The following is a 25,540-nucleotide window of genomic DNA, read 5'->3' as shown; positions in this document are numbered from 1 at the left end:
ACGTTTGCGTTAGGACTTTTCTTTTCCAAACAGCTTGCCTAGGGTCAAGGCCAGAACAAAGACGTTCAATACAGGGAGTAAACATATGAAAAAGCTGCTGACTGCTACTGCAGCCACCGCCTTGCTTGCGGGAACCGCCATGGCCGAGGATGTGAAGCTGGGCGTGCTGTTTGGCTTTACCGGCCCAATCGAATCGCTGGCACCGGCAATGGGCTCTGGCGCCGAAATGGCGATGGCCGAAGTCACCGAGTCCGGCAAGCTGCTGGATGGTGCAACCGTCACCGGAATGCGTGCCGATACAGGCTGTATCGACAACGGTCTGGCCACCTCGAACGGTGAGCGCATGATTGCGGATGGTGTCGCCGGTATCATCGGTGGTGACTGCTCGGGCGTGACCGGTGCGATTCTACAGAACGTCGCGATTCCGAATGGTATGGTTATGATCTCGCCGTCGGCCACCTCGCCCGGCCTGTCGACCATGGAGGATAACGGCCTGTTCTTCCGCACCGCTCCGTCGGATGCGCGTGAAGGTCAGGTTATGGCGGACATCCTGAATGACCGCGGCATCAGCTCGATTGCTCTGACCTACACCAACAACGACTATGGCAAGGGTCTCGCGGACGCGATTCAGTCGTCTTTCGAGGCATCGGGCGGCGAAGTGACGATTGTTGCGGCACACGAAGACGGTAAGGCCGACTATTCGGCTGAAGTGGGCGCGCTGGCCTCGGCCGGTGGTGACATTCTGGTCGTTGCAGGCTATCTGGACCAGGGTGGTCTGGGCATCATCCAGTCTGCACTGGACAGCGGTGCCTTTGATACATTCGGCCTGCCAGGCGGTATGATCGGTGACTCGCTGCCTGCAAATGTTGGCCCCGACCTGAATGGTTCGTTCGGTCAGATCGCCGGATCCGGCGGTGAAGGTGCCGAGAAGTACTTTGCCATGGCAGAAGCCGCTGGCTTCGACGGCTCGTCACCTTACTCGCCCGAAAGCTATGACGCGGCCGCGCTGTTCATGCTGGCGATGCAGGCCGCAGGGTCAACCAACCCGGCCGATTATGGTTCAAAAGTCTTGGACGTCGCTAACGCTCCGGGTGAAAAGATCTATCCGGGTGAGCTGGCCAAGGGTTTGGAACTGCTGGCTGCTGGTCAAGACATCGACTATGTCGGCGCGTCTGGCGTTGAGCTGATCGGCCCCGGTGAAAGCGCGGGTTCCTATCGCGAAATCGAAGTGACCGACGGCGAAAACAAGACCGTCAACTTCCGTTGATCCAACGTTAAAAACCATAAAAACAAGCAGCCCGGTCCTTGTGTCCGGGCTGTTTCAATGACAAAAGGCTGCACCTCGTTTCACGGGGCAAAGGCAAGGGGATAACATGATCGTCGTCGAAGACGTGCATAAGCATTTCGGCGGGTTTCACGCGGTGGACGGGGCATCGCTGGAAATCCAAAAAGGGTCGATCACCGGCCTGATCGGGCCGAACGGTGCAGGAAAAACCACTCTGTTCAATGTGATCGCGGGCGTTTTGCCGCCAACCAGCGGCAAGGTCTTTATGGATGGTGAGGATATCACCGGCCTGCCCCCTCATGAGTTGTTTCACAAAGGTCTGTTGCGCACCTTCCAGATCGCGCATGAGTTTTCATCGATGAGCTGTCGCGAGAACCTGATGATGGTGCCCGGTGCGCAATCGGGTGAATCGCTGTGGAACACCTGGTTTGGCCGTAAGCGCATCGCGGATGAAGAACGCGCGCTGCGTGCTAAGGCAGACGAGGTGCTAGAGTTTCTGACCATCGAGCATCTGGCCGATCACAAGGCCGGTCAGGTTTCGGGCGGACAGAAGAAACTGCTGGAGCTTGGCCGCACCATGATGGTCGACGCCAAGATCGTGTTCCTGGACGAGGTCGGCGCAGGCGTGAACCGTACCCTGCTGATGACCATCGCCGACACCATCCTGCGCCTGAACAAGGAACGCGGCTACACCTTCGTGGTCATCGAACATGACATGGATTTCATCGGCAAAATCTGTGACCCGGTCATCTGTATGGCCGAGGGCAAGGTTCTGGCCGAAGGCACTTTGGACGAGATCAAGGCAAACGAGCACGTGATCGAAGCTTATCTGGGCACCGGCCTGAAGAATAAAGACAAGCTGGAGGCAGGCGCGTGAGCGACAATCCTTATCACGACGACAAGGGGAACAAGGACGCCTCTATCACCAATACGCACGGGGCTGGTACGATGATGCCAGCGCATTCAGCAAGCGGTGAAGCGCGTTACGTTGGCGGCGGCCCTTTTCTGATCGGCGACACAATGACCGGCGGTTACGGCAAAGGTCCGGACATCCTGCATGACTGCACCATTGCCGTCGACAAGGGTGAGATCGCGGTGATCGTTGGCCCCAACGGTGCGGGCAAGTCCACGGCGATGAAGGCTGTGTTCGGCATGCTGGACGTACGTGCCGGTTCGGTGCGGCTGGACGGTGAAGACATCACCAAGCTGTCACCTCAGGACCGGGTGATCAAAGGTATGGGTTTTGTGCCGCAGACCTCGAATATCTTCACGTCCATGACGGTAGAAGAGAACCTAGAAATGGGCGCCTTCATCCGCCGCGACGATATCACCGAGACGATGGAACAGGTCTATGACCTCTTCCCCATCCTGCGCGACAAGCGCAATCAGGCCGCCGGAGAACTGTCTGGCGGTCAACGCCAACAGGTCGCCGTAGGTCGCGCGCTGATGACTCAGCCCAAGGTTCTGATGCTGGACGAACCCACAGCCGGTGTCTCGCCCATCGTGATGGATGAGCTGTTCGACCGGATCATCGAGGTATCGCGCACCGGGCTGCCGATCTTGATGGTCGAACAGAACGCCCGTCAGGCGCTGGAGATTGCGGACAAGGGTTATGTTCTGGTTCAAGGACGGAATGCGTATAGCGGCACGGGCAAAGAACTGCTGGCCGATCCTGAGGTTCGTAAGAGTTTCTTGGGGGGGTGAGGATGTTCTTTGTTCATGCTGGCAAGGTCACCGCTTGGCTTGCGATAGCGCTCGGTTTGATACGTGTTTCAATGGGGCTTTTTGTGGCAACGCAATTTGATGGGCAAGCCGATGCGGTCGCTCGCTATCTTGGAAAAGTAGAGGCGTCGGGTGACGCAATCGACCAAGGGTTAATTACCTTGGTGATTGGTGTCGTGGTCGGTTTGTTGGCGCATTCTGCAGGTCGCCGAAAACGCTCACCTCAATCGGAACTTCTTGCAACAAGAGAAGATTAATGGACTTCCTCAACGCCCTTGTGGCGCTCTCCAACTTCGTCCTTGTTCCCGCAATCGCCTATGGCAGCCAGTTGGCGCTGGGGGCTTTGGGGGTGACGCTGATCTATGGCATCCTGCGGTTCTCGAACTTTGCCCATGGCGACACGATGGCTTTTGGCGCGATGATCGCTGTTCTGGTCACGTGGGGCTTACAAGCCGCCGGGGTCAGTTTTGGGCCTCTGCCAACCGCCCTGCTCGCCCTGCCTTTTGCCATTCTGGGCTGCATCGTTCTGGTGTTGATCACCGACCGGCTTGTCTATCGGTTTTACCGGGAACAAAAGGCCAAGCCGGTGATCCTCGTGATCGTCTCGATGGGCGTTATGTTCATCATGAACGGCCTTGTCCGCTTTATCATTGGGCCAGATGATCAGAGATTCTCGGACGGTGCGCGGTTCATTATCTCGGCGCGCGATTTCAAGGCACTGACCGGCCTGCGTGAGGGGCTTGCGATCAAGACCTCTCAGGGCATCACCGTGATTGTGGCTGTTGTCGCCGTGGCGTTGCTGTTCTGGTTCCTCAACAAGACCCGCACAGGCAAGTCCATGCGAGCCTATTCGGATAACGAGGATCTGGCGTTGTTGTCCGGCATCAACCCCGAGCGTGTTGTGATGATCACATGGATCATCGTCGCTGCATTAGCGACTACGGCCGGGGTGCTCTACGGTCTCGACAAGAGCTTTAAACCCTTCGTCTATTTCCAGCTTCTGCTGCCGATATTTGCCTCGGCCATCGTGGGCGGTCTTGGTAATCCTCTGGGTGCCATCGCAGGTGGGTTTATCATCGCGTTTTCCGAGGTGACCATCACCTATGCTTGGAAGAAGGTGCTGACCTATCTGGCTCCAGAAAACTTGGAACCCTCAGGCTTGGTCCAGTTCCTGTCCACCGATTACAAATTCGCCGTCAGCTTTGTCATCCTGCTGATCGTGCTTCTGTTTCAGCCCACGGGCCTGTTCAAGGGGAAAGCGGTATGACCGAGTCTGTCAAAAACACGCTGCTTTTTGCTGTTGTCGCCGGTTTGATCCTTCTGACAGGGTTCACTCAAAGCTGGAACACCGCCATCCTGATCCTGAACATGGGGTTGATCTCGGCCATCATGGCGATTGGGGTCAACCTGCAATGGGGCTTTGCGGGCCTGTTCAATGTGGGTGTGATGGGCTTTGTCGCGCTAGGCGGTCTGGCCGTGGTTCTGGTATCAACACCGCCCACCCCGGGGGCCTGGAGCGCTGGCGGTTACGGGATTGTTTTGTCACTGCTGTTGGGGGCTGCGACCGTTGTGGCTGCTGTTCTTGTGGCAACCAAGATGCCAAAAGGCCGCGCGCAAACCTTGACCATCATCGCTGTTCTGGTCGTGGGCTTCTTTGTCTACCGCGCAGTTTTTGATCCCAATGTTGCAGCTGTCGAAGCCATTGATCCCGCGATTGCAGGCAATATCGGCGGTCTGAACCTTCCGGTTCTTCTGGCCTGGCCTGCCGGTGGATTGCTTGCGGCGGGCGCTGCATGGCTGATCGGCAAGACGGCGTTGGGTCTGCGGTCGGATTACCTGGCCATTGCGACGCTGGGCATTGCCGAGATCATCATCGCCGTCATGAAGAACGAAGATTGGTTGGCCCGGGGTGTGAAAAACGTCTACGGCATCCCGCGCCCGTCTCCTGTCGTCGGTTACGAAGTTGAGTTGCAGCAAGACCCCACGTTCCTAGCCCGTGCAGAGTGGTTTGGGCTTGATCCGGTCACGGCCTCTACCCTTTCGGTCAAGTTGGGTTATTCGCTACTGTTCCTGATCGTCTTGCTGGCGCTGCTTTGGATGGCCCAGATGGCGTTGAAAAGCCCGTGGGGCCGTATGATGCGCGCGATCCGCGACAATGAGGTCGCGGCCGAGGCGATGGGCAAGGACGTGACCCGCCGCCATCTGCAAATCTTTGTTCTGGGGTCGGCCATCTGCGGGATCGCAGGGGCGATGATGACAACGCTGGACGGTCAGTTGACGCCAAGCGCCTACCAGCCTCTGCGCTTTACCTTTCTGGTTTGGGTAATGGTGATTGTTGGCGGATCGGGAAACAACTTCGGGTCCGTTCTTGGCGCGTTTCTGATCTGGTTTTTATGGGTTCAGGTTGAACCAATCGGCCTATGGCTGATGAACCTGATCACCGCAGGTATGCCGGATGGAAGTTGGCTGAAAGCGCATCTGATCGAAAGCGCTGCCCATATGCGCTTGTTCACTATGGGTCTTATCCTGTTGATTGTTCTCAGATTCAGCCCAAGGGGCCTGATCCCCGAAAAATAGGGCTGATCCATAACCATTTCGTGAAGCCGCGCCTGCACTACGGCGCGGTTTCTTGATTCTTGGCATTTTTTTGAATAGACGGACCCACCGCAGTGTTTTTCTTCTGCGGTCTGTTGCTGGCACTCACACCCGCTCAAGCCGATCTGAAACGATCATTTAAACGTGTTGATAAGAGTAAAAAATGAAAGCACCACGCTTCGGAACTTTTTTCCTGCTTTCGGTTGTTATCGTTACAACAGCCGCCTGCATCCCCAGTCCAGAAGATCTGGAAACAGCACCTGTTAAGGTACAGACGCCCCAAGGCGTAGTCACCTGTCAGCTGTATCGCCAGGATAGAGTCACCTGGGATCGCGCCATCGATTTTCCAGCGACGAAAATGTCGGTACCCCAGGCAGATGCCTATTGCCGACAAGAGGGTCAACGTCGCCTGAAATAACTGTGTCGGCGCCCATTTTGGGCGCCGCGCCGCTATCTGTTTTTGAACAAACCACCCAGAATACCGCGCACGATACGTCGCCCGGTTGTTCCTTTTAGCTCCTTGATGACGGCTTCGGTCATCGCCGTCGCAAACGTGTCTTTCTTGCGCTGCACACGAGAAGACGATCGCCCCACCCTGCTGCCTGAGTATCTGCGAGCTGTAGAAAACTCCCGCTCCATTGGTGACTGAGCCTCTAGCACCTCGTCTGCTTCTGCCTGTTCCGCAGATTTTGCCGCCGCATCGGCCCGAGCCTGCAGGATTTCAAATGCAGACTTTCGGTCCACACCTTTGTCATACTTGCCTGCCATCGGGGACGCCGCCAAAATCGCTTTGCGATTAGCGCCAGAAATCGGCCCCAGCTGAGATCCCGGAGGACGAATCAAGGTGCGTTGGACAATGCCCGGAACGCCCTTCTTTTGCAGCATCGAGGTCACGGCCTCTCCAACCCCGACCTCTCGGATCGCGGCTTCGGTGTCGAAAGCCGGGTTCTCTCGGTACGTTTCGGCGGCCATACGCAGGTTCTTGCGGTCTCGCGCTGTGAAGGCGCGCAAGGCGTGTTGGACGCGATTGCCCAGTTGGCCCAGAATGTCTTCAGGAATATCCGCCGGGTTTTGCGTGATGAAATATACCCCGACGCCCTTCGATCTGATCAGACGCGCCACCTGTTCTACCTTGTCCACCAAAACCTTGGGGGCATCGTCAAACAGCAAATGCGCTTCGTCGAAGAAAAAGACCAGCTTTGGTTTCTCGGGGTCGCCGACCTCGGGCAGTTCTTCGAACAATTCACTCAACAGCCAGAGCAGGAAAGTGGCATATAGCCGGGGCGAGCCCATCAATTTGTCAGAGGCGAGGATGTTCACCATGCCCTGCCCGTTTTCATCCGTGCGCATAAGGTCGGCCAGATCCAGGGCAGGTTCGCCAAACAGTTTCGAGCCGCCTTGGTTTTCCAGCACCAGCAAACGTCTTTGGATTGCGCCAATCGACGATGTCGACACGTTGCCATAGCGCAAGGATAGCTGCGCACGGTTCTCTCCGATCCAGACCAGCAATGCCTGAAGATCCTTGAGATCTAGCAACGGCATCCCTTCCTCATCGGCCACACGGAACGCGATGTTCAAAATACCTTCTTGCGCTTCGCTAAGTTCCATCAAACGCGACAGCAGCAGTGGCCCCATTTCCGTGACCGTCGTGCGCACCGGATGGCCTTGTTCGCCAAACAGGTCCCAGAATGTCACCGGGCAGGCAGAATAGTTGAAATCCGAAAACCCGATACGTTCAGCGCGGTCCAGAAAGGCCTGATGCAGTTTATGTGTCGGACTTCCGGCCAAGGCCAGACCAGACAGGTCCCCCTTGATATCCGAAAGGAAAACCGGAACGCCGGCTTGCGAGAACCCTTCAGCCAGGATTTGCAGCGTTACGGTTTTGCCCGTTCCGGTGGCTCCGGCGATCAAGCCGTGGCGGTTTGCGTAGTTCAACGCCAATTCCTGCGGAGTGCCATACCCTTCGCCACCGCCGCCCAAAAAAATAATTTTGCCCATTAACACTGCCTTGTAGTTCACCGATCCGTGTCCAGCATACAAAGTTAACCTTTGACTGCGATAGTCATTTTGCCCTGCGTAGGTTCCGATCACGTGGGGCAGACTTCCTCCCTGTCGACTGGCCGTGCCTTCGGGCACGGCTTTTTTGTCTGCGCCAATACATGTGTATGTGCTGATTGGCAGATTAAATTTTCAGGATAGCTGTTGACCCACCAGCGCCGCTCTCGTAGGATTTGCGCATAAATAAGTCGGCCAGTCCGACGGGGAGAACCTTTTGAGGGAGGGAGCTGATCAAACGGCTCCCTTTCTTTATGGCCGAAGGACCCTTTTCCGCCGTAAGAGCAAGAATTTGTTCACGTTGATCAGGGCGGGTCTGTTAGTGCCTGACACCGGTTCAGAACAATGCTACATGAGGCAAAAAGCGCAATCATCAAACCGAGGCATTCATGATCAAGCACCTTCTTTCTGCGAATGTACTGGCCGCCGTCTTTCTGAGCAGTGCGGTCAACGCTCAAGAATCCACTGACGAAACCCAACAACAGGCCGAGACACCTCAGACCGAAGCGGCGCAAGAGCTAGACCTGGGGGAAACTGGCCCCCGTGTTGGCGAGCAATACGTTAAGGAAACAAGTGGCGACTGGAACATTACCTGCCTTAAGACCGAAGCAGACAATGACCCTTGTTTGTTGCGTCAAATTCTTTCAGGTGCCGAGGGTCAACCCATTGCGGAAATCTCGATCAACAAGCTTCCCGAGGGTGCTGCAGCCGTGGCTGGTGCCAGCCTGATCGTGCCGTTGGAGACCTTGCTGCAAGCGCAGATCGCCGTATCCATCGATGGGGCACCAAGCAAGCGATACAACTATCATCACTGTAACCCGGTTGGCTGCGTTGCTCAGTTGGGTTTCACGCAAGGTGACATCGACGCAATGAAGGCGGGTAGTACGGCCACCATATCTATGGTGTCCATCCTTGCCCCCAATCAACTGTTGCAAATCGAAATGTCGCTGGCCGGTTTCACCAGTGGATATGATCAGTTGGAAGTCTTGCAAAACTGATTTAATGCAACAAGGGCCGCTTTGTCACAAAGCGGCCTTTCAAAACTGAGCGTCAGGTATTTTCAGACGCGCTTCAAAGCCAAGACGGCATTCAGCCCACCGAACGCAAACGCGTTGCTTAAAGCAACGTCAACCTTTGCTTCACGAGCTTCATTCGGCACCACGTCCAACGCACATTCCGGGTCCGGCTCTTCATAGCCAATGGTTGGTGCAATGACACCGTCCCGCAGCGCCATGATACAGGCCAGAAGCTCTACCGCTCCGGTGCCGCCAATCAAGTGTCCATGCATAGATTTGGTGGACGAGATCATCAGATCATCCGCGTGCGGTCCGAACACATCTGCGACTGCTGCACATTCGGTTTTGTCATTGGCTGCAGTGCCTGTGCCGTGGGCGTTGATATAACAGACATCGCTGGCGTTCAGCCTTGCATCCGCCAGAGCGCCCGCCATTGCACGTGCAGCCCCTTGCTTGCTTGGCATCACAATATCTGCTGCATCCGACGACATCGCAAAACCGACAACTTCACACAGTATTTCGGCGCCGCGCGCGCGAGCGTGCTCATATTCTTCGAAAACAAAGATGCCAGCCCCTTCGCCCTGAACCATTCCGTTGCGGTTGGCGCTGAACGGGCGGCAGGCGTCCTTGGACATCACGCGCAAACCTTCCCACGCTTTGATCCCGCCGAAACACAGCATGGATTCAGACCCGCCTGTGATCATCGCCGGGGCGGCCCCGCTGCGTACCATCTGAAAGGCCTGCGCCATGGCGTGGTTGGAAGAGGCACAGGCGGTCGAGACCGTAAAGCTGGGGCCTTTGAGGTTATGCTCCATGGACACGTGGCTGGCAGCCGCATTGTTCATCAGCTTTGGAACAACAAACGGGTGAACCCGGTTCTTACCATCCTCATAGACCGAACGGTAATTGTCATCCCAGGTCGAAACTCCCCCGCCCGCCGTACCAAGTACAACACCGGATCTGGCGGCCAATTCGCCGTGAAACTCAATACCCGACTGGTCAATCGCTTCTTTGGCAGCAGTCAGAGTGAACTGAGTGAACCGGTCGTACAAGGACATCTGCTGACGATTGAACCGCCCTTCCGCCTCGAACCCTCGAACTTGACCACCGATCTTGATGGCCAGACGTTCGACGTCGCGAAACTCCAGTTCCGAAATGCCACAGCGCCCTTCGCGCATGGCCTCCAAAGTGTCGGGAACCGAATGGCCCAGAGAGTTGATCGTACCTGCGCCGGTAATGACAACACGTTTCATGAGAGCAGGTCAGACCTTTTCCGACACAAGCTGTTCGATCCCGGCGATGATCGCAGCCACATTGGAAATATCGAAATCGTTGGCTTCTGGTTCGTTCGCATTGAATGGTACTGAAATGTCGAACTCTTCCTCGATTGCAAAGATGCTTTCGACCAGACCCAGACTATCGATGCCCAGATCTTCCAGTGTGCTTTCGGGCGTCACATCCGATGGCTCCAGCACGGCCTGCTCTGCAATGATTGCGATGACGCGGTCGCTGATGCTCATGTCGATCCCCTGATTTTCAATCTGTCGATGATTTAGTCGCTTGAGGACTGTTTGAAAACAGCCTTTTTGAGTGCCTCGACGTCGCGGGCCAGACGAGGCAGTCGGCGCTGGGATTTATAGATATTGGTGTGGGTGTCCATCTTGACCGCCGGATAGCCCAAAATAACCCTTCCAGCAGGGACATTAGACAGGATTTTGGTACCCCCACCGGCGATCACGCCGTCGCCTATGAAAATGTTGTCGGCGACCCCGGTTTGGCCACCAAGGACAACATTGTTCCCAATCTCTACAGACCCAGACACGCCGGTTTGCCCACATAGCAGACAATCCCGTCCGACTCGGGTGTTGTGACCGACATGGACAAGATTATCCAGTTTCGAGCCGTCCCCGATCCGGGTGTTTCTGATCGTGCCGTTATCGACCGTGCAGTTCGAGCCAACCTCGACGTCATCTCCGATCTCAACCGCCCCCAGAGAGTGAATGCGCAGCCAGCTTTGTGCCTTGGCTTCGCCCTGATCGCCCATTGTTTTTCGCGCATTCTCAGCACCCGAAACTTCGGGGGTGACATAGCTGAAGCCATCGCCCCCGATCCGCGCACCAGGTTGTGCAATAAAACGGTCTCCGATCTGCGCGCGGGCCCCAATACTGACCATTTCGCGCAGTAACGCACGCTTTCCTAGCGTGGCATCGATGCCTATCGTGCAATGCGCGCCGATTTCGGAACCTTCGCCAATCCGTGCGCGCGCACCAACAACTGTCAGAGGCCCGATAGAAACGTTAGCACCAATCTCTGCCGTTGGATCAATAACGGCTGACGGATGAATGCCCGGCTCGGCCCCCTGCCCGCGATCAAGCATCGAAGTAATGCCTGCCATGGCCATGCGAGGGCGAGTGACAAAGATGGCCGCGCGCAGACCCATCGCTCGCCAATCGGCCCCTTCCCAAAGAACCGCAGCACGCGCCTCTCCACCCGAAAGTGCCTCGGCATAATTCGGAGACATCGCCATCGCCAAATCTGTTGGACCCGCGTCTCCGGGTTCGGCGGCACGCAAAATTGTAAGGCCGCCATCGCCCTGACATTCTGCACCCAGAGCTTCAGCAATGTGTTGAACGGTAAACTGCATGACGGGTTTCCTTTTGGCAGGATTTGACCCGTGCTTACCCCTGAACGTCTTGCAGGGCCACCCCTGCCTTTTGCAGAGCGTCCCAAATCTTGGCATCGCGGTTATAGACGTCGCGACGATACTGCACTTGACCCTTGGGGCCGATATAGGCCGTCCTATAGATCAGATGCACCGGCACATGTTGATCCAGTTCAACTTTGGTTTCCTTGCCGGTCTTGAGAACACGGTGAAAGAACGCCTTGGGGTCTTCCTCTTGTTTTGCCAGCAGCGCATACGCAAACTCGAAAGGCTGCGCCAAACGGATACAGCCGTGTGAGAACGCCCGCACTTCACGCGCAAACAAACTTTTCTGAGGCGTATCATGCAGATAGATGTTGTGCTTGTTGGGAAACATGAACTTCACCAAACCCAGCGCATTGCTTTTGCTGGGGGGTTGGCGCATCGCAAACGGGAAGTTTCGCGCCGTGAACTGAGTGAAATCCACCGCCCCGCGATTAACCTGACGACCGCTGCGGTCGGTGATTTCTATGTGACCCACCGCATTTGGATTGGATTGCAGTTTCGGCAGATATTCCTTGGTTATGATCGAGCGCGGCACATACCAGCTGGGGTTGATCACCATATGCTCCATCACATCCGAAAACTCGGGGCTGCGGCGATCATGGGTGTTTTTGCCAATCACCGCACGGGTTTCAAACGTGACTTGCCCGTCATCGACAATTTTGGCTGAAAAGTCCGCCTGATTCACAAGGATATGGCGCGTGCCACGTTCCCTTGGCAACCAGCGTTCGCGTTCGAGCGCTACGTGAACAGCTTTCAAACGGTCCGATGCTGGCCGGTTCAACTCGGTGATTGTTCCCTTGCCCGCAACGCCGTCAGGCTCCAACCCATGTGCAGTTTGAAACGACTGAACGCCAGCCAGCAGTGCGTCGTCAAAAGACGGGCTGGCCGATGGCTTCATGTAACCCATCATCACCAGACGATTGCGCAGTTTAACAACATTCGGTCCTGTGTCACCGAATTCCAGTTTGGAAACGGGCACAGTTGCGCCCCAACCTCCCTGATTCACCAGGTCCTCCAGCAGCAGCTTTTGCTTCATCAGTGCTCGGTACTGACGCGTTTGGGGCGGCAATTGTTCCAGATATTGCGCGCCTTGATCAGCCAAACCGGCCAAATGCTCGGCCGCGCTCCGACGTTTCAATGTCCGAACAAGGCCATCGTCCACACGTCCGGGCTCAACAGTTCCCGAGTAAAGCGCGTCAGCATATTCGATGAAAGCCCGGCTGAGTTCTGCCTCAACCGCACCAAGATCACGAACTGAACGGGCCTGCTCCATTTTCTCTATCAAGGCTGCGACTGTTGCATCCGCCTGTGGCAGACCGTGCATTCGGGCCTTGGACAACGCATTTATCAGCGCGGTACGACGACTTGCATGCTCAACCGTTTCACCGACCCAAATGGGTGAAAACCCATTCGTGCGATAGAACTCGGCTATGTTCGAGGTCTGCGGAGTGTGTTCCGCAACTGCCATTTGAAACGCGGTGTTCGGCGCGGGGTCAGAAGCCGTGTTCGCAAAGCTTGCCGTCGCGGTAAAACACGCGGTGAGAAGGATACTGGTACTGGTGCGGAAAACAGAAAACATTATAGGGCCTTGAGTATTCAATAGCTTGGACTTGGGATATGTGCGTCAAACAACTATGGATTTGGGCGGCAAAGCTTGTCTATTCACAAATACCTTATTCAATCGCTTCTGTTGGTGGCTGATGCGTGTTTGCATCGGCCTGTCGGCGAAAGCTTCGCAGTTGCACAGTTTCTAAGAAGTACTGTGTCATTTGCGCAAAAAACTGCCGAAATTTCCCCCTTGAAATGGTGAATCTGAAACACTTCTTGGCCACCGATTTCGATTGTGTCATAAAAATCGCATCTGGGATGGGAAAAAATTAATACGGCGCGCGTAACATCGTGCGCAGGCAGGAACAGTACGGGACGAACCAAAAATGACAAAGAGCAGTTCCTCGGGCTTGACCCGGCGTGCCCTATTGGGCGCGTTTGCAGCAACCGCAGTCGCGGCAGCTCCCACCTACTCCAATGCAGCGGGCTTTTTGCGTGGCGGCGGCGATATTCGTCGCATTCGTATGTATTCCGGTCGCACGGGCGAACGGTTGGATATGATTTATTGGGTCGATGGTAAGTATATCAAGGACGCTGTCAAAGAAGTGAACCACTTCATGCGTGATTGGCGTACAGATCAGGTAAAATCCATCGATTTACGCGCGATTGATATCATGGCAGCATCACACAACCTTTTGGATGTGAACGAACCTTATATGCTGCTGTCCGGCTATCGCTCTCCGCAGACCAACGCTATGTTGCGTTCCCGGTCGCGTCGCGTAGCGCGCAAATCGCTCCATATGGAAGGTCAGGCTGCTGACCTGCGTCTAGCTTCGCGCTCGGTCTCGCAGATGGCCAAAGCAGCTATCTCGTGCCGCGCAGGTGGTGTCGGCCAATACTACGGTTCCAATTTCGTTCATATGGATTGCGGAGTCGTTCGCAGCTGGCGTGGTTAAAGCGCACACCAAACGGTTTTCGCGTTTCTGAAACGCTTTAGCAGGAAAACTGGTTTTACCTGCTATATCCCCGCATCTCCACCTCCTCCGCCTGCGTCACCCGAGTCGCTACTGGATGCAGCCTCGGCGGTCGAGCTGCCAGACTCACGCGCCTTTTCCTTTTCGACATCAGAATAAACATTAGACACAGACACATCGCTGCTCTCTGCTTCATCGTCGCTGTTTGGATCGTCGTCGGTCAGCTTGCCAAGGATGAATGCAAGCACCACTCCGACTATTATCCAGCTTATAACGCTGGGGAGGGAATAACCCGAAATAACAGTACAGCCCAAAACCGCTACTGTTACGACCACAACGAAAAACAATTTTTTTGAAGAGATGACTTGCACGTTCTTTCCTCCATCAAAGGTGACGCGAACCAACCCCATCGGGAAAGTGTATAGCAAAATGTGCTGATAAAAAATTACACTTCGAAGAGTGTGCCTGCGGGCGTTCTCAATATCCGACGAAACTGTACTTAGAATCCGTTCAAAGTGGTTGAGAACATGCAAGAAAGTGGCGCACCTGAGATGGCTCTCGTGCAAACCCAACCTCCGCGAAGTCCCTTATTTCATTGGGCAAGTCAGCCGCTAGTTGTTGCTGATGTGGTACTGAAGTGGTACAAGGATTGTCAATAGGCTGTGAGAGAAAAGCAGCAGGTCACGGGTTCCCCCTTCTTTCCATTAAGGGGTAGTTCAACTACCCCCTTTTCTTCAGACGCCATGCCCGACGCTACATGAGTGTCTCGAAAGCAAAAAGACAGCACGCTGTCCTTTTCAACCGCTGCTCATCAATCCGCGAAGTCCTCGCCATAGGGAAGTCCAAGGCAGCCCCTAAGCCCGAGACCCGAGCGGCGACCTTCGACGATCTCCGTAAGGTCGAACGACTACGTGCCCTAAGGGACAACCCAGCGGCCACTGAGCGTGAGACCAGAGCAAAAGTGCATGACCGTGCACATCTCAAGACAGACCAAAGGTGAACCACGGTTCACTTTTCAAGAGAGACCAGGGGGGACAAGTGAGGGACACCTCAAGGGGGCCAAATATTTTGGCAAAAAAATCTGAGTACCAGAGATTATTTATCGTGCCGCGCATACCCCCCCCCCGGTGGGGCCACCACATGATCACCTCTCTCTATCTGCGGGAAAGTCCCTTTAGTGTATATTTTTCAATGGGGTGAATTAATTCTGACGCGAAACCAAGTTGAGCGCATATCGCTCCTGATGCACATCATTTAATGAGGTAGCGACCCATGATCATCTTTGACATTCGCTTTGGTCCTTTTGACTTGCTCATCGAACGTGAGGCCCGTTCAGTTCCTTTTAAAGCCCAGCTACGGGACCACAAGGCTGAGGGTTACGAACGCATCTTTGAGGAGCAAGCCTCTTCAGTGGGCGTGAGGGCGCGAGAAAGGTTCGAAGAGGCATTACCCTTCCTCCGGGAAGGGGACCCACCCTTGTGGTGACAAAGCTCGACCACCTAGCTTTCTCCGTGGCTCACCTGATGGAGATTTGGCAACGGCTCGAGGAGAGAGGGACACGCCTCAAGATCATTGCTCTCAATCTTGACACCTCAACGCCCACCGGGAACCTCATGCTCAATCTTTTGGGCAGCGTTGCTGAGCTCGAACGGGAGATTATTCGGAGTTCACCGCCGATTATGTTTGCACTAGTAAGCATTGATGCGTCCGGCGAACCTCTGAGAGGTTACTCCTCCAGCCCGTAACGAAACGGGCTAGAGAAGGCTATCAAGCAAATGCTATGTCGTCAGCGATGCCGGATGCGTCTGGTGTCAGTACGTAGCCCAGATCTTCAAGCGACGCGACCGACCAATCCGACAGATAACTAGTATCGTCATACGTTCCATCATCTGCGAGATAGCCGATATAGCCAGTCATCAACTCGTCGTAGTAAGTCTCTTCGTCCCAATGTCCGCCGGCAGTACCGGTCCCTCCATCTGTTTCCACCAAAAGGAAATCATCTTCAGCAAGATAATTCACATTGAACTCTGAGTTCGCGGCATCGCCGGTGTAGAGACTGGTCACCGTGTCGTCATTTGGCCTTTTGGTGTTGTTGTCATCCACAACAGTCGTAACGAGACCGTAATAGTCCCAGAGTGTACCGACACCCATGACATGCATCATTTCATGCAGAACAATGTCATCGAACTGTCCTGCGTCATAGTAGGCCTGCGCGTCCGCTTCATCGAACGTCATCTCACCCACGGCCGGCAATCCCGTGTCAGAGCGCAAACCGGTCGGACCGGCCTGACCCAGCACTCCGCCAACACCGTCTATAGCGTCCAGATCGGCAGTAATGACGAGATCGTCGTATACGTTTCCATTTCCGTCCACGGCATCTTCGAGATCCTCTGCTATCAGAGAAGCCAGATAATCTGCCGACGCAATAAATACCGCTTTCAAGTGGTCCGGCCAATCACCGACGAACTGGACTTCGATATTGTATTGAAGGCTGTCGTCGATGCCGTCGTTCTGGCCAGTTATATATGTATCCGTGACTGTTTCGGTGTCACCACCGCCACCGCCAATTCCCGTCGGCGGCCCTTTGCTGCCTCTGGCTGCGGCAGGTTCTTCAATGTAAATAAGATCACCGCTTATACTTCCTACAGTTTGCTTGTCCGCATCCGCTGCGTAAAGACGTGACGCCCCAGCGCCGGATGATTTTACGTATTCAAGGAAATTTCCGCTTTCGTTGGATGGCATATCCTTCTCCCTCGTGGTCTACACAAGTCCCGCCACCCATGGTAATTTGAGGGATACGATAGAAACGAAAGAAAATGACGAAATTGTGACTTGCACAGAAAAATAACTAAAACTTGCGAAACAATCAGATTAATACATCAGACTTAATATTTAATTTTGCCACAATTCAAATCGTAATTTCATAAATTGCACCGTTACTTTATTAATTGCGTATAGCACCTTTGTTGCAGTCAAGTGTGCCAACCACGCCTGCACCTGCGTCGCGACGAGGTGGTCAGTTTCTCGAACGGAAGTCAGACCGGAGCGCCCCGTGCTATCCGCGCTTTGTGGGTCGCAAGACTGCGTTCAAAGGTGGTAAGGTTGTTAAAACTTGCTTCAAATCGCTTTTTGAAATCGAGATACTCAGGACATCGTTTCCCATTTTCCTGACAGTCGATCATTAACTCTTCACCGATCTGATACTCCCGCGTCAGTCGTTCAGTTCTGCTTTCACAAGCAGCGATCACAAACAGCGCAAGAAGGGCCATCATTCTAAGCATCACATTCTCCGGGTCAGGTTATAGCTTAGGGTTGTCATGAAAGCGCTGCTGCTACAAGACGCGCCCTAAACCCGAACCTGATGCGAGTTTACAGCCACCGGCCCAGTCCGCGCCTCCTCTGGCCTCAGGTGCGCGCCAGCTCTTAAATCAAAAATTGGCCTCACCAGTGGGCGCATTGAGACCTCCGCGCTCACGCAATCACACGAACCAAGCCGCCGACCATCTGGGGTTTCGCGCTGCAAGCTTGACGCAGAGGGACCGGGCGAGGTGTTCCTTGACGCTGGGCGCTATGCCCTGACCTTCACGAACCACCGGAAGGCTGCTTGAATATCTGTGTCTCATTTGACCGGGCTCAATTCTTACAAATGTGGACTGGTCTGGAACCAACAGACCTTGACCGCAAGTTGGGCAGCCAAACCTCTTTTTCGGACTGTCGGTGAACGTTTTTGAGAATTCTTGCGCTAGTGAAGGCATATTTTCTTCTCTGGAAATGTCAGGTGGGCGGCGGCGAAAATGCTTTGAACGCGGCCGCGATAGGCTTCAAAGAAGTGGTGGAAAATAGCATCGCATTTTGCATTTAAAACATCATCGTCGTAAACGTCCGGCAGTCCACTGTCCAAATCGATCTTAATGGATTGCCGTACGGCACCTTTTGTTTGCGGTCTGTTGCTCCAGTTTAATACTGGATTGTCGTTCTTCTGCCAGCCCAAGGGGCCGTGTGTAATTACCTTAAGGTGACCTTCAAGAACGTACTTAGCTTCGCTCACGCTCCATTCGATAAAACCACCACTGTTCCATTCATGGTAGAGGTTCACCGTTTTACAGCCCAAGTCCGCGAACAATTTATTCTGGGTGGCTCAAAGGCAATGTCCTCTCTGTAGTAGTGGACTTTGTCGGTTCGGGTCATTTCCGGCAAGTCCCTTTGCGTTTCCTGCCGTTCTTGTCGGCATCCATCTGGTAAAGAATGCGATCGACTTTTTGTGGTGTGAGTTCCGGCTTCCTCAAGTGGTGCATCAGTTCATCAACCGCACTCAAGTAGACCTCCCATTGAATAAAGCCGAGATTTGTCCCTTGCTTACGGCCCGAAACGACTTTGTGATGTTCAAGCGTCCTCCATGCGCGGACATCGATGACCGGCCATTTTTCCGGAAATGTCCATGAGAGAATTGCAGAGGCGCGTGGAATACCCACTCCTCTGAGGGAACAGAGCAAGCTCATCCGTTCCCGTTCCGAAATTGCGACGAACGCCTCACGCGTCACCTTTACAACGACGTTATTGCTGTTTTCTGATAACAATTCCTTGCGACGTGGCGATTTCTCTGTCCCAATCGCTTCCAATTCAGCCAGCGTGAGGTACCCTTTCATTCCCATGGAACGGAATTTAGGAAGGTCTTTCACGCCCTTTAAATTACGTGATACATGCGACCACTCGCCGAGTATTTTTTTGGCAAGCGCAGGAACAGCGGCCTTATTCAATGCCGTTTTGGTCACTCCGCCGCCTCCATTGCACACCGAGCAGCGCTGAGGTCGATCTCGCCGAAGACCAACTTGGGCAGCAATAGATCGCGTCGGTTGCGCCTAGTTTTCTTTACGTTTCCTTCGACCATGCTCGTTCCTAAGGTTTAGTTCTATTTGAGATGTACCCCCCCAAATCATCCTCAGCAAGATAATTACATTACCTTTTCAAAGGCTTCTGGAACCAACTTCAGTCTGGCCTCAGGCCCGCCATATGTCTCACCAACACCTGACGCCGCATGACCAAGCGCGAACTTCTGGACCACTGGATCAACACCTGCAAGCCTGAGCCTGTCCTTCATCGCATGACGTGTTGAATGGACTGTGAGCCTGTTATCTGGGGTGATGGTCCTCAGGTGTTTGATCAATACTTGAGACGCACTGTCTGCCCCCCGAGGACGCCCATAGGACGGGAACAAGGGGTCACCGCCAGAAGCACCTTCCCTGCCCTTCATCGCCCCCTCAATGGCCGCCGGAGCGCGGCCCTTGAGGGGCACCCTACGGACCGAGACCTTGGTCTTGATGGAGCGAATGGAGTTAGGCTTGATGTCGATGTAAGGGATGTCAGCATTGAGGTGGACATCGTCCAATGTGAGACCAGTTATCTCAGCCAGACGACAGCCAGTGTCGATGAGAATATCCCAGATCAGGCGCAGATCGGGCGACCTAGCGTGGTCACTTAGTCGGGTGCTCATGGCCAGCATTTGGCCCATACTCAGAGGCAGCCTCTTTTCTTCTGCGAGGGTTTCCCCTTGGTGGACCTCAAGGCCTTGGAAGGGGTTAGCCGCGTCATTGGTAAGGTCGAACTCTTTGATGCCTACGTTAACCATGGCAGAGATAATCCGCAGTTCCCGCTTCACAGATGAAGGAGAAAGGAGCTTGTCTGGTGTGGTGTGCATCTTGAGCATCTGGTCTCGGAGACGGCGGGCTTGTTCCCTCTTCAGTTCAGTCAGCTTCATTTGGTCAAGCGGACCGAGGACATCTTCAATACGCCTACAGGTTCTGTCCAACTGTTGTTGTGCGGACCTTTTCCCCCTCACCTTTTCTGTCTCATAAACAGCCTTCGCATCTGCCAAGGTGACCGATGGTGGTTTAGCCTCAGGGTCACGGATGGCTTTGAGCAGCATGGGGTCCGACCCTAGCTTGTGCATCTCATCTGCTAGGACGTCTCTGAGGTCTTCATGAGGCAGTTCATCGACAAGCCTCTCAGCTTCTGTGAGGGCGCGATACCATCTCTCTCTAGGTGGCACTTCTTCCGACCCTGTAGCCTGCCTTCTGGCAGCCCTGACGGTATCCTCAAAATCCCTTAGCAAGGCGGCATGTTCACGGAGAAGAGCAGGCCCTTCTTCCTTCACTGCGAACCGAGCCTGAAAAAACTCTCTTCCGGTGACCTGAGCAACGTCCTTAGGGAACCTGCGCTTGAACCGGAAACCTTCCTTGAGTTTGTCGAGGTACTTGATCTTCATCACGATAGCCATGTGGTACTTAAACTCCTGCAAAAGTGGTACAGAAGCGGCTGTTTTTCCCAATAAACCTTAGAAATATGGCGATGGTGGCGCACCTGAGAGGATTCGAACCTCTGGCCTCTGCCTTCGGAGGGCAGCGCTCTATCCAGCTGAGCTACAGGTGCGTTGGTCGTTAGCTAACCTTGATCCGACTTGGGTGCAACTGGAAATCGTGCCCGTTGCGCCCAGTTTCGGATCAAAGTCAGGCGAAAAGATCATGTGCCAATTCAAGGGCATCGATCAGAATGTCGACCTCTTCCGTGGTGTTATACAGACCGAAACTGGCGCGGCATGTTGCAGTTACACCCAGGTGGTCCATCAGTGGCCCGGCGCAGTGATGACCTGCGCGAACAGCGACGCCTTTTTTGTCCAGGATGGTCGACACATCATGGGCATGCCCCGCCCCGTCCAGTGTAAAGCTGAAGATAGCGGCCTTGTCGGGGCGCGTGCCTTGAACCTGCAACCAGTTCAAGCCCATCAATCGCTGCATGGCATAATCGCGTAGACTGGACTCATGCGCCGCAATGTTCGCCATTCCCAGATCCATCATGTAGTCCAAGGCCACGCCCAAACCTATGGTCTGAACGATACCCGGCGTGCCAGCTTCGAACTTCATTGGTGGGTCATTGTAGATGACCTGATCCTTGCTGACCTCTTTGATCATGTCGCCGCCGCCAATAAAGGGGCGCATTTCTTCCATGCGTTCAGATTTGATAAAGATCGCTCCGGAACCTGAGGGACCATAAAGCTTGTGACCTGTGATCGCGTAGAAATCACAGCCGATCTCTTCGACATTCACCGGCATGTGGACGGCACCCTGGCTGCCATCAACCAGAACCGGAACACCTTTGGCATGGGCACCTTCGGTGATGGCTTTGACATCCACGACAGTACCCAGCACGTTTGAACACTGGGTCACCGCGACCAGTTTGGTCTTTGGGCCAATCGCATCAATCACGGCCTGAGGGTCCAGCCCACCCTCTGTATCCACATCAACCCATTTCAGAACAACGCCTTGCCGTTCCCGCAGAAAATGCCAGGGCACGATGTTGGCGTGATGTTCCATAACGCTCAGAACGATCTCATCCCCGGCCTCAAGGCGCGGCATTGCCCAACCGTAAGCGACAAGGTTGATCCCTTCGGTCGTGCCCGAGTTCAGGACGATTTCGTCTTCATTAGAAGCTCCAAGAAACCGGGCAATGGTGCCGCGCACGGATTCGTATTTCTCGGTCGCAAGGTTGGACAGGTAGTGCAGGCCGCGATGGACGTTGGAATATTCCTCGGCATAAGCCCGCGTCACGGCGTCTATGACGACCTGTGGCTTCTGAGCCGAAGCGCCATTGTCCAGATAGGTCAGAGGCTTGCCATTGACCTGACGTGACAGGATCGGAAAGTCAGAGCGGATTTTCTGCACATCATACATAAGCGTATTTCCTAGACAGGTCCGGTTGGGGTGAACATCAGAACAATGGGCAAGGCGACGATCGCGGCCAGCAGGACCACGGCAAAGGCCTTGCCGAGTGAGCCGAACTGATGCGCCTCGTTTAAAAAATGGAGCGTTATGTAAAGGCTCCACCCCAGGGTTGCCAGTAGCAACAAAAGCGTCAGGGCGGGTATTGTCACGCTGGTGATAACCATAGCCAGCAAAGCACCGCTTTGCAGAAAACTCAGCCAGATCATGAGGGTCAACAGGCCGGAAAGCGTTGCATTTCCCCCAAGCACCCGCCCGACCAACAGAAAGGCGACAACGCTCAATAGCATCGCACCGGCTGATCGGATCAGGATGAATGGGATGCTTTCTGCCTCGGGGGTCAGCTGGGCGTCCGGTGTCGGGATGATCAGATCAGTGCTGAGTTGGATCAGGCAATTGAAGACCACCACAAGGAAAAAGCTTAGCCAGACTGCTTCTCGTCCCAGATCCAGGGCCAAAATCTGACGGGCCGCTTCGGCAGGCCGTCTGAGCGTCAGAACAGCCAGTGGACCTAGTGGTGGAATAGTCATTCAGCCGCCCTTTGTACTTGCCTGAGACCGGATAACCAGAACCAGACAAAAACAGCAACCCACAGGAAGCCTACAATTGACAAAGCAGGTCCAGGTCCGATGAACCCGGCCACCAGACCGTTGAGCAAAACCAGCGGTGCAGACGAAAGCAGCGCCCAGAACAGGGCCAGCCTTGCCCCATAAGCAGTGCCCTTGCCGCCAACCAGACGCGCGGCCCAATGCGAGACCAAAGCCAGCGTGTAGAAGAACAACGGCAAGATAAACACGGTGCCCAGCAGCGCACCGCCCAGCAGCATATTCAGTTCAACACCTTCCAGATGAGCCTGCCGTGCGAGCCCTGGCATCTGCGCAATAAACGCGACGATGCAAAAGCCCATCACAAAAACCAGTGCGCGGTCTTCGCGTGGCCCCAATTCCAGAAGCCGGCGCACAACACGCCCCGGCCCCCGGTATGTTGCCAATATATCTGACGAAAGAGCCATCAGCTGCGGCGGGCGAGCCACCCCTCCAGACGGCTGACAATCGCTTCTGCCAACGCGCTGTCTTCGATTTCGTCCACCGCTTCGGCCAGGAATGCAAGTGTCAGCATATTGGTCGCGTCCTTGGTCGGAACTCCGCGCGAACGCAGGTAAAACAGCGCAGTTTCATCAATCGCGCCCGAAGTCGAGCCATGCGAACACGCCACATCATCGGCGTAAATCTCAAGCTCGGGCTTGGCAAGGAACTGGCTGTCGTCATCCAGCAGCAGCGACTGGCTGATCTGGTAGCCGTCGGTTTTCTGAGCCCCTTCTTTCACAAGAATCTTGCCCTGGAACACTCCGGTCGCCCCGTTGCGCAGCACTTTCTTGAACACCTGACGGCTTTCACAATTCACTGCGTCATGCGTGATGAAGACTGTGTCGTCATGGTGAAACTCGCCATCGCCAACGCAGGCCCCCGCCACATGCGCAACCGCATCGTCGCCGGTCAGTTCTACAACCTGTTCATTGCGGGTCAGAACGCCATTCACCGTCAAAGTGAAGGATTTATAGACCGATTCCGTGCCCAGACGTGTGAACATATGGGTCACGGCGCGGCGTTCATGGTCTCTTCCCTGCGCGCGCACGTGATGCAGCGTACCTTTGTCGGCAATGTCGATTTCCATGCACTTGTTAAAGCGCGAGGCTGCTGGACCAGTTTCCAGAATGGTCGCCTCGGCCCCGCTTTCCACCCGAACCACGTGATGCAGGATCGCGTCTGACGTCGGCGAAGCGTGGCGATAGATCAGGTTGATCGGTTTGGACGGTTTGCCTGTCACGTGAATGGCAACACCATCCGACGCAAATGCAGTGTTCAGCGCCGCCAGCGGGCGCTGGACCGGATACTGGCCGCGGGCTTCCAGAACGCCGTACAGGTCCTTGGCCCAGTGTATGTCTTTGCAGCAGATGTCTTCAAGCCGGTCGATGCTTACACCTTCCATCGACAGATCATCCGATTCCTCGGCACTGAAAACACCGTCCACGAAAACGATATTCAGCCGGTCGAACTCACTGAATACCAACGGCTCATCATCTGAGAAGACAGCAGCAGGCATCGCTTCGGGCGACACCAAAGTGTCAGGTTGGGTGTATTTCCAGTATTCGTCGCGACGGTTAGGCAGGCCAGTTTCAAGCACACGTGCCAGAGCGTCTTCGCGCGCGGCACGCGTGCAACCTGCGTCAGGCATGGTCAGCGCAGATAGCCGCGCCTCGGTTGCGGTTTGTTTTGCTTCGGGCAAGGCCATCAGTTCACCTCGGCAAGAATGTCAGCATAACCGTTGTTTTCGACCTCAAGCGCGAGGTCCGGACCGCCGGTCTTGACGATACGACCATTGGCCATAATGTGCACGACGTCCGGTTTGATGTGATCCAAAAGACGCTGGTAGTGCGTGATCACCAGGAAACCACGGCCTTCATCGCGCAGGGCATTCACACCTTCGGCCACCAGCTTCATCGCATCCACGTCAAGGCCCGAGTCTGTCTCGTCCATGATGCACATCTTAGGTTCCAGCATGGCCATCTGAAGTATTTCGTTGCGCTTTTTCTCACCGCCCGAAAAGCCAACATTGACCGGACGCTTCAACATGTCAGCGTCGATCTTCAGAGTTTTCGCCTTCGCGCGCACTTCTTTCAGGAAGTCGGCGGCCGACAGCTCTTCTTCGCCACGTGCCTTGCGTTGCGCATTCACTGCAGTCCGCAGGAAGGTCATATTGCCAACGCCCGGAATTTCCACCGGGTACTGGAACGCCAGGAATACACCCGCAGCGGCGCGCTCTTCCGGTTCCATTACCAACAGGTCTTCGCCGTCCAGCGTGGCCGAGCCTTCGGTCACCTCGTAACCGTCGCGACCGGACAGAACATAGCTGAGCGTCGACTTACCCGACCCATTCGGCCCCATGATCGCATGCACCTTGCCGGCCTCAACCGTCAGGTCCACACCTTTGAGAATTTGCTTGTCTTCGTCTTCAAGCTGCACGTGCAGGTTCTTGATTTCCAGCATATTTTCCTCGGCTCTCATCTCTATTCGCGCGTCATCTTGCGCGGGTGTCATTTCGATTTGAACGTGTCGGCCTTTTCGGCCGGAACGATCAGGAAGTTTTCATTGTCGCGGTCTTGCCCAAAGCTCCGAAGAGTTTCGTAGTTTTGCTCGGCCATACATTTCTGAAAGAACGCGCGGTTTTTGTGATCTACCTCGACAAAGATGATGGGGCGCGTCGCAGCCACCGTGCGGGACAACCCTGCCAACACGTCCAGCTCCATGCCCTCAACGTCGATCTTGATCAGATCCGGTGTCATACCTTCTAAAAGCGTATCACCGGGCTCTACCCGCAGATTTCCAGATCCCAGTGTCAATTGCGTGCCGCCTAGATTGCCCGCCTCTGGCTTAAGCTCAAAGCCAGACGCAGCCTCGCGCCCTGCTCCAACACCCAGTTTCGAACTGTCAACAACATCTTCCAGGCCGTTAAGCTTGATGTTGCGCTTCAAGATGGCGATAGCGTCCGGGTTAACTTCGATCACACGTACGATCTTGGTTGCACACACGCGCCCCCAATACACTGCATGGTTGCCAATATTTGCTCCAATATCAGCGATTTGCGCGTTTTTCGGCAGGTAACGCGATATGTCTTGGAGCAGGCCAAGCTCATACACATCACCCCAAAAATGGCGCCCCTGGATCACATCACGTGGATTGGACACTTCGAACAACAGAAATTGACCGCCGGCATCGCAATACCGCACGAACGGGCCGCATAAGCTGACAAATAGTTTGGCAACCGTGCGGTCAACAAACCGTTTGATCTTGGAACGCGGGCGCATT

Annotated in this window: 27 protein-coding genes and 1 tRNA gene; 10 read left to right on the top strand and 18 right to left on the bottom strand. The window is 54.9% G+C overall.

Features of this window, described 5'->3' with window-relative positions; translation table 11 throughout:
* Nucleotides 1-85: 85 nt before the first annotated feature.
* The 7 genes from GOV91_RS02075 to GOV91_RS02045 all read left to right on the top strand — a co-directional run bounded on the left by GOV91_RS02075 (nt 86) and on the right by GOV91_RS02045 (nt 6,020).
* Nucleotides 86-1,267, top strand: a complete 1,182-nt coding sequence (locus tag GOV91_RS02075) for an ABC transporter substrate-binding protein (protein WP_171174029.1) — start codon at nt 86-88, stop codon at nt 1,265-1,267.
* Between the two features lie 106 nt (nt 1,268-1,373).
* Nucleotides 1,374-2,162, top strand: a complete 789-nt coding sequence (locus GOV91_RS02070; protein ID WP_171174031.1) for an ABC transporter ATP-binding protein — start codon at nt 1,374-1,376, stop codon at nt 2,160-2,162.
* Nucleotides 2,159-2,989 (top strand): ABC transporter ATP-binding protein, encoded by an 831-nt coding sequence (locus tag GOV91_RS02065; protein WP_171234267.1) that lies wholly within the window; start codon nt 2,159-2,161, stop codon nt 2,987-2,989. Before GOV91_RS02070 ends, GOV91_RS02065 begins: the two co-directional genes overlap by 4 nt.
* A gap of 2 nt (nt 2,990-2,991) precedes the next feature.
* Nucleotides 2,992-3,264, top strand: coding sequence for a hypothetical protein (locus GOV91_RS02060; RefSeq protein ID WP_171234266.1), 273 nt, complete (start codon nt 2,992-2,994; stop codon nt 3,262-3,264).
* Nucleotides 3,264-4,274: a branched-chain amino acid ABC transporter permease gene (locus tag GOV91_RS02055; protein WP_171234265.1), complete on the top strand. Its 1,011-nt coding sequence runs from the start codon at nt 3,264-3,266 to the stop codon at nt 4,272-4,274. The genes GOV91_RS02060 and GOV91_RS02055 overlap by 1 nt, the downstream gene beginning before the upstream one ends.
* Entirely contained in the window at nt 4,271-5,584 is a 1,314-nt protein-coding gene (locus GOV91_RS02050) for a branched-chain amino acid ABC transporter permease (protein WP_171234264.1), read from the top strand. Before GOV91_RS02055 ends, GOV91_RS02050 begins: the two co-directional genes overlap by 4 nt.
* Nucleotides 5,585-5,765: 181 nt before the next feature.
* Entirely contained in the window at nt 5,766-6,020 is a 255-nt protein-coding gene (locus GOV91_RS02045) for a hypothetical protein (RefSeq protein ID WP_171234263.1), read from the top strand.
* A gap of 32 nt (nt 6,021-6,052) precedes the next feature.
* Here the strand turns inward: GOV91_RS02045 and GOV91_RS02040 are convergent, their stop codons facing one another.
* Nucleotides 6,053-7,600, bottom strand: a complete 1,548-nt coding sequence (locus GOV91_RS02040; RefSeq protein ID WP_171234262.1) for a helicase HerA-like domain-containing protein — start codon at nt 7,598-7,600, stop codon at nt 6,053-6,055.
* 446 nt (nt 7,601-8,046) lie between these two features.
* Here GOV91_RS02040 and GOV91_RS02035 point away from each other — a divergent pair, with 446 nt between their 5' ends.
* Entirely contained in the window at nt 8,047-8,655 is a 609-nt protein-coding gene (locus GOV91_RS02035) for an invasion associated locus B family protein (RefSeq protein WP_171174043.1), read from the top strand.
* A 62-nt stretch (nt 8,656-8,717) separates the two neighbouring features.
* Here the strand turns inward: GOV91_RS02035 and GOV91_RS02030 are convergent, their stop codons facing one another.
* Genes GOV91_RS02030 through GOV91_RS02015 form a run of 4 tightly spaced genes read right to left on the bottom strand, consistent with a single transcriptional unit; the run spans nt 8,718 to nt 12,959 of the window.
* Complete coding sequence (locus GOV91_RS02030; protein WP_171174045.1) at nt 8,718-9,926, bottom strand: beta-ketoacyl synthase; 1,209 nt, start codon at nt 9,924-9,926, stop codon at nt 8,718-8,720.
* 9 nt (nt 9,927-9,935) lie between these two features.
* Nucleotides 9,936-10,193: an acyl carrier protein gene (locus GOV91_RS02025; protein WP_171089997.1), complete on the bottom strand. Its 258-nt coding sequence runs from the start codon at nt 10,191-10,193 to the stop codon at nt 9,936-9,938.
* Nucleotides 10,194-10,225: 32 nt separating this feature from the next.
* Nucleotides 10,226-11,317 (bottom strand): UDP-3-O-(3-hydroxymyristoyl)glucosamine N-acyltransferase, encoded by a 1,092-nt coding sequence (lpxD, locus tag GOV91_RS02020; protein WP_171234261.1) that lies wholly within the window; start codon nt 11,315-11,317, stop codon nt 10,226-10,228.
* Between the two features lie 34 nt (nt 11,318-11,351).
* Entirely contained in the window at nt 11,352-12,959 is a 1,608-nt protein-coding gene (locus GOV91_RS02015; RefSeq protein WP_171234260.1) for a murein L,D-transpeptidase, read from the bottom strand.
* Between the two features lie 355 nt (nt 12,960-13,314).
* Here GOV91_RS02015 and GOV91_RS02010 point away from each other — a divergent pair, with 355 nt between their 5' ends.
* Complete coding sequence (locus tag GOV91_RS02010) at nt 13,315-13,884, top strand: DUF882 domain-containing protein (RefSeq protein WP_171234259.1); 570 nt, start codon at nt 13,315-13,317, stop codon at nt 13,882-13,884.
* Between the two features lie 62 nt (nt 13,885-13,946).
* Here the strand turns inward: GOV91_RS02010 and GOV91_RS02005 are convergent, their stop codons facing one another.
* Nucleotides 13,947-14,435 (bottom strand): hypothetical protein, encoded by a 489-nt coding sequence (locus tag GOV91_RS02005; protein ID WP_171174053.1) that lies wholly within the window; start codon nt 14,433-14,435, stop codon nt 13,947-13,949.
* 912 nt (nt 14,436-15,347) lie between these two features.
* Here GOV91_RS02005 and GOV91_RS22845 point away from each other — a divergent pair.
* Nucleotides 15,348-15,647, top strand: a complete 300-nt coding sequence (locus GOV91_RS22845; protein ID WP_371732262.1) for a recombinase family protein — start codon at nt 15,348-15,350, stop codon at nt 15,645-15,647.
* A 22-nt stretch (nt 15,648-15,669) separates the two neighbouring features.
* Here GOV91_RS22845 and GOV91_RS01995 read toward each other — a convergent pair whose 3' ends face one another.
* The 12 genes from GOV91_RS01995 to GOV91_RS01940 all read right to left on the bottom strand — a co-directional run bounded on the left by GOV91_RS01995 (nt 15,670) and on the right by GOV91_RS01940 (nt 25,539).
* Nucleotides 15,670-16,644 (bottom strand): leishmanolysin-related zinc metalloendopeptidase, encoded by a 975-nt coding sequence (locus GOV91_RS01995; protein WP_170815628.1) that lies wholly within the window; start codon nt 16,642-16,644, stop codon nt 15,670-15,672.
* Nucleotides 16,645-16,937: 293 nt separating this feature from the next.
* A complete protein-coding gene (locus GOV91_RS01990; protein WP_170815627.1) occupies nt 16,938-17,183 on the bottom strand; it encodes a hypothetical protein in 246 nt (81 codons plus the stop codon).
* Between the two features lie 461 nt (nt 17,184-17,644).
* Nucleotides 17,645-17,998, bottom strand: coding sequence for a hypothetical protein (locus GOV91_RS01985; RefSeq protein WP_171234258.1), 354 nt, complete (start codon nt 17,996-17,998; stop codon nt 17,645-17,647).
* 88 nt (nt 17,999-18,086) lie between these two features.
* Nucleotides 18,087-18,674 carry a hypothetical protein gene (locus tag GOV91_RS01980; protein WP_171234257.1) on the bottom strand — a complete coding sequence of 196 codons (588 nt, stop codon included), beginning with the start codon at nt 18,672-18,674 and terminating at the stop codon, nt 18,087-18,089.
* Between the two features lie 179 nt (nt 18,675-18,853).
* Complete coding sequence (gene xerC / locus GOV91_RS01975) at nt 18,854-20,176, bottom strand: tyrosine recombinase XerC (protein ID WP_171234256.1); 1,323 nt, start codon at nt 20,174-20,176, stop codon at nt 18,854-18,856.
* 75 nt (nt 20,177-20,251) lie between these two features.
* Nucleotides 20,252-20,328: transfer RNA gene (locus tag GOV91_RS01970), tRNA-Arg, on the bottom strand.
* Nucleotides 20,329-20,405: 77 nt separating this feature from the next.
* Entirely contained in the window at nt 20,406-21,626 is a 1,221-nt protein-coding gene (locus GOV91_RS01965; RefSeq protein WP_171234255.1) for a cysteine desulfurase, read from the bottom strand.
* 11 nt (nt 21,627-21,637) lie between these two features.
* The gene (locus GOV91_RS01960; protein ID WP_171234254.1) at nt 21,638-22,204 is read right to left on the bottom strand and encodes a YIP1 family protein; all 567 of its coding nucleotides are present in this window, start codon (nt 22,202-22,204) and stop codon (nt 21,638-21,640) included.
* A complete protein-coding gene (locus GOV91_RS01955; RefSeq protein WP_171234253.1) occupies nt 22,201-22,686 on the bottom strand; it encodes a YIP1 family protein in 486 nt (161 codons plus the stop codon). The genes GOV91_RS01960 and GOV91_RS01955 overlap by 4 nt, the downstream gene beginning before the upstream one ends.
* Nucleotides 22,686-23,966, bottom strand: coding sequence for a SufD family Fe-S cluster assembly protein (locus tag GOV91_RS01950; protein WP_171234252.1), 1,281 nt, complete (start codon nt 23,964-23,966; stop codon nt 22,686-22,688). Before GOV91_RS01950 ends, GOV91_RS01955 begins: the two co-directional genes overlap by 1 nt.
* A complete protein-coding gene (gene sufC / locus GOV91_RS01945; RefSeq protein ID WP_171234251.1) occupies nt 23,966-24,721 on the bottom strand; it encodes a Fe-S cluster assembly ATPase SufC in 756 nt (251 codons plus the stop codon). The genes GOV91_RS01950 and sufC overlap by 1 nt, the downstream gene beginning before the upstream one ends.
* A 47-nt stretch (nt 24,722-24,768) precedes the next feature.
* Nucleotides 24,769-25,539 carry an FkbM family methyltransferase gene (locus GOV91_RS01940; RefSeq protein ID WP_171234250.1) on the bottom strand — a complete coding sequence of 257 codons (771 nt, stop codon included), beginning with the start codon at nt 25,537-25,539 and terminating at the stop codon, nt 24,769-24,771.
* Nucleotide 25,540: the final 1 nt, after the last annotated feature.

The organism is Ruegeria sp. HKCCA6837 (genome assembly GCF_013034475.1).
Lineage (GTDB): Bacteria > Pseudomonadota > Alphaproteobacteria > Rhodobacterales > Rhodobacteraceae > Ruegeria.
Note: the sequence above shows the minus strand (reverse complement) of the source record. Positions and strands in the feature narration are given on the sequence as shown.